Annotated in this window: 4 protein-coding genes; 3 read left to right on the top strand and 1 reads right to left on the bottom strand. The window is 51.0% G+C overall.

From position 1 onward, the window contains the following. The 3 genes from Q0236_RS11430 to Q0236_RS11440 form a co-directional block, all read left to right on the top strand. Positions 1–640: TonB-dependent siderophore receptor (locus Q0236_RS11430; protein WP_297918099.1), on the top strand; the 640-nt coding region annotated here is incomplete at its 5' end. Between the two features lie 42 nt (positions 641–682). Then, the gene (locus tag Q0236_RS11435; RefSeq protein WP_297918102.1) at positions 683–2086 is read left to right on the top strand and encodes a TonB-dependent siderophore receptor; all 1404 of its coding nucleotides are present in this window, start codon (positions 683–685) and stop codon (positions 2084–2086) included. Between the two features lie 393 nt (positions 2087–2479). Continuing rightward, positions 2480–4369 carry an ABC transporter ATP-binding protein/permease gene (locus tag Q0236_RS11440; protein WP_297918105.1) on the top strand — a complete coding sequence of 630 codons (1890 nt, stop codon included), beginning with the start codon at positions 2480–2482 and terminating at the stop codon, positions 4367–4369. Between the two features lie 106 nt (positions 4370–4475). Here Q0236_RS11440 and Q0236_RS11445 read toward each other — a convergent pair. Further along, on the bottom strand, positions 4476–4670 hold a 195-nt coding region (locus tag Q0236_RS11445), incomplete at its 5' end, for a hypothetical protein (protein WP_297918108.1).

Here is a 4670-nt window from a genome sequence, read left to right on the forward strand (position 1 = left end):
CACGGGCTCTTATACGACGGGCAATATGAGCACAGCGACGGGACTAAATTTAAGCATAAGAGAAACGCCGCAATCCATAAGCGTCATCTCCAATCAGCTTTTAAAAGATCTGAGCCTGCACAACGCCGAAGAGGCTCTTTCAAAATACGCAACCGGCATTTCGCTAAATAACGACGCAGGCGGCAATCGCATCGTCTCGCGCGGCTTTTATGTCGATAATATCCAAGAAGACGGCATCGCAAGCTCGGTTTCTAGCTCCGTGTTCGGGCCTCTTGGCTTATCGAAGGAATTTACCGATTTGGAATTCTACGATCGCGTCGAGGTTCTGCGCGGCGTAGCGGGCCTTACGCAAAGCAACGGCGAGCCCGGCGGCACGATAAATTTAATCAGAAAGCGCCCGAGCGATCAGTTCGGTTTTAACGCAAGTCTAAGCGGCGGTAGCTGGGATAATTATCGCGGTATGATCGACGTAACGGACGCGGTAAATCAAAGCGGTACGGCACGCGCGCGGCTGATCGGAATTTTAAGTAAAACGGGCTCGTTTAAGGACTATCCGTGCAACGGCTATCGCGAAGGCGTCGGCGTTTCGACGGAATTTGACGTGGCCGATAAGACGCTTCTTAGCGCGGGATTTTTGTGACAAAAAACCGTCGGCGTATATGATATTTACGGCGTGCCCGTCTTGGATAATCAAAAAAATTTACTAAATTTACCGCGCAGAAGCTACTTCGGCTCAGATTGGGACAGAAGCGAATATAAAAAATTTAACGTCTATAGCGAACTCTCGCACGAATTTAGCGATGATCTGAAAGCCTATGCGAGGCTCAATTATACCGATAGCGACAGCATGTTAAAATTCGGAGCGCTCGGCGGGGCAGATCCCTACAACGGCACTACGTCGCATACGGTGCGATATAGAATTTACGATAACGACTCCAAAGAGATCGGGTTTCAAACGGGACTAGATGGTAAATTCGAAGCATTTGGGCAGAAGCACGACTTTTTCTTAAACGGCTCGCTTAGCAACGAAAAGCTTAATTGGCGCGAGACTAGGACGAGAGATTCGTCTCTGGCGTCGCTTGGGATGAATATTTATAACTGGGACCGCTCAAGGATTGCCCAGCCCGATTGGAACAGTGCCGCTGCGTTTAAAGACCGAAGCTCCACTACCATAAAGCAGCGTGCGATCTCGCTCGGGACTAGATTAAACTTAACAGGCGATTTTCACGTTTTGCTCGGCGGGCGCTTTTCGAAAGTAGCCTACAGCAGGTATTATTATAATATTTTGCGCGGTACGGCTTCGCATAGAGCGAGCCCGAGCAAATCGGATTTCACGCCATATGCGGGAGTGGTCTGGGATTTTGCGGATAATTTTTCGTGGTACGCAAGCTATGCCGAAATTTTTAAGCCGCAAGCTGCGCGCGACAAGGATGGTAAAATTTTAGATCCCGTCGTCGGCTATAATTTAGAAACCGGTGTGAAGGGAGAATTTTTTGACGGCGCGCTTAATACGAATGTCGCGCTATTTCAGATCATTCAGAAAAATAGGGCGATGAGCGATCCTCTTAATACGAACTACTCCATCGCCGAGGGCAAAGTGCGAAGCCGCGGCGTGGATGCCGAGGTGCAAGGCTCGCTCACTGAGAATTGGAAATTATTCGCGGGATATACTTTCAACCGCAGCGTCTATTTAAAGACGGAAAGAACCTCCGCAGCGGTCGATTATAGCAAGGGCGCAAACGCCAAACGCTACATTCCGAAGCATCTGTTTAAGCTCTATACGAACTATGAAATTCCGCTCGGCGAAAATCGTAAGGTTACTTTGGGCGCCGGCATGCGCTATCAGAGCAAAACCGCTTCGATATATCGCGAAAGCGTTGCGTACTACGCCGCGCCGCAGAAGGCTTACGCGCTGTGGGACGCGAATGTCGGCTATCATTTCGACAAGCACTTTAGCGTAAATTTTGCGGTCAAAAATATCACGGATAAGAAGTATTTTCAAAACACTCAAAATCGCGTCGCCGGGCATAATAACTATTACGGCGAGCCGCGAAATTTTATGCTAACGCTTAATTATACATATTAGGTGCGGATGGAATTTTGCGCTTATGCGAACTCGGATAAACTCCTCGCACGCGGCCGCGGATAAATCGGACTTTATAAGAGCGCGGATGAAGCGGGCGTAGAGGCGCGAGGCCAAGCTTTGTCGCAAGTAGCATGTAGCGAGGCGGGTAAAATTTAAACGAAGCTGCGGGATTAAAATTTAACTCGCGATTTGGTTGATTAGCGATTGATTAGCGCGGGCGATCGCGGGCGAGGGCGATAAATTTAATCTCGCGATTTAATCCCGCGAAATTCCAAGCGAATTAAACGCGCAGACTTGCAAGCATAAAATCCGCTCGCGAGCCTGCGAAATCAAATTTGATCCCGCGGAATTTCGCTGCAACTCGCATTAAATTTTAAAATTTAAAGAGAAAATTTGAAAACCTTAAAGCAATTTTTTGAAATTCTACGTCCGCACTGGTTCGGCAAGGGCGCGGCGAAGCTGTGGGCGCTGCTGCTGCTCGCGCTTGGTTTTAGCCTCGCTATCATCAAAATCAGCGTGCTGATGAACGCGTGGGATAAGCGCTTTTACGACGCGCTAAGCGAGCTTAAAGGCGAGCTGATCCCCGCGCTCGTGGGCGAGTTTTTGCTCTACACGGCACTCATTGTGCTTTTCATCGTCTGCGGCAACTGGTTTCGCAAACTGCTCGTAATCGTCTGGCGCGAGAGGCTAAGCGCGATGATGGAGCGCAAATGGCTACATAACGCAAACTTCTACCGCACGAGCCTTGAGGGGAATTTCAGCGCCAGGGGCGGATCAAATTTAGAAAAACCTGGCGACGCAAATTTAAACGAGCGCTCAGAGTATTCCGCAGCTGAGGCGAACAGCGCGGTTTTGCATAGAGACGCAAAGAGGCTTGAAATTTTACCGAGCGCGGCAAAGCAAAATGCGGCGGGGCAAAGCGGCGCAAGCGAGAATGAAATTTCATCTAAAACTCGCGCAGATCGTGAAATTTCAAAAACGATCGCAAAGCTAGACAACCCCGATCAGCGTATCGCCGAGGACAGCCTGCTACTCGTGCAAAAAAGCGTCGATCTCGTAAAATCGCTCGTCTACAATCTCGCCAAGCTCATCGCCTTCGTTGCGATCTTGTGGCAGGTCTCGAAGGTGCTGAAATTTGAAATTTTCGGCATGCACTTTGAGATCGAAGGCTTTTTGCTCTACGTCGCGCTCCTTTATACGCTGCTTTGCTCGCTGATCACGCATCTCATCGGGCGCAGGCTTAGGGGGCTAAATTTTGCCAAGCAGCGCGCTGAAGCCGACTACCGCTCGGATCTGCTGCTAGTGCGCGAAAACGCAGAAGCCGTAGCCTTTATGCGCGGAGAGGATACCGAGCGCGGCCGCTTCCGCGCGAGCTTCAGCGAGATTATGAGAAACTGGCGCAGCATCATGAATACGGAATTTCGCCTCGAATGCTTTTCGGCAAGCTACCTAAAAATCACGAATTTAATCCCGATCTTTGCCTGCTTGCCGCTGTATTTGTCGCGCGCGATGAGCTTCGGCGATATGATGCAGGCGCGCTCGGCGTTTTACAGCGTACAGGACGGATTTGCGTGGTTTATGGACTATTACAAGCAGATCATGGAGTGGGCGGCGAGCGTGCAGAGGATCTATGAGTTCATCTCGCGCATGGACGGCGAGAGTGCAAATCTGCGTGCTTGCGTCAAACAAAGCGACGAAAATTCCGCTCGTTGCGAGGGCTTGTCGGTCTTCACGCCTGCGGGCGAGCCGCTGATCGAGGATCTACGCTTCGAACTTGCGCCAGCACAGTTTATAATGCTGCGGGGCAAGAGCGGCGCGGGCAAAAGCACGGCTCTGCGCTACGCGGCGGGGCTTTGGCGATACGGCTGCGGCGAGATCAGCCTGCCGCGCACGGGCGTGATGTTTATCCCGCAAAAGCCCTATCTAGCGCCGCTTAGCCTAAAAGAGCTCATCTGCTATCCGCAGCCGCCGCGCGCAGACGATGCGGAATTTTTAGAAATTTTACGCCGCGTAGGACTTGAGAAATTTGCTCGCATGCTAAACTCGCGCGCCGATTACGTTAAAATTTTAAGCGGCGGGGAGGCGCAGCGGCTTAGTTTCGCACGTATTCATTACCACAAGCCGAGCTTTGTTTTTGCCGATGAGATCACGTCCGCGCTAGATCCCGCCTCGGCGCGCGAGCTGCTACTTGGTCTGCGCGCGGATCTACCAAGGCTAGGCATGCTAGCGATCGTGCATCAAACAGGTCTTGAGGACATATTTGAGCGGACGATAGAGCTTTAAAATTTATCGTTTAAATTTCACGCCGCAGAGATTTCGCCTTTAAATTCATATCTTTTTAAATCCAGATTTATTAAAATTACTCATTTATATTAAGCGGCGATAAAATTTAGCCGAGGCGCCAAGTGTTCGCATACATGGGCATCGGCACCCGCGCGGCTAGGCGCTCGCACGCAGTAGGCGGCGGGGCAAGCGCTACGGCGCGGCAAGCGGCTTGGAGGTCGGTAGACGGCGTGCGATCGCGATTTTGCGCGAAATTAAGTCGGCAAAATTTAAACGCGAGATGATCTGCCAAGAAGACGGC

Source organism: uncultured Campylobacter sp. (genome assembly GCF_938031315.1).
Classification (GTDB): domain Bacteria; phylum Campylobacterota; class Campylobacteria; order Campylobacterales; family Campylobacteraceae; genus Campylobacter_B.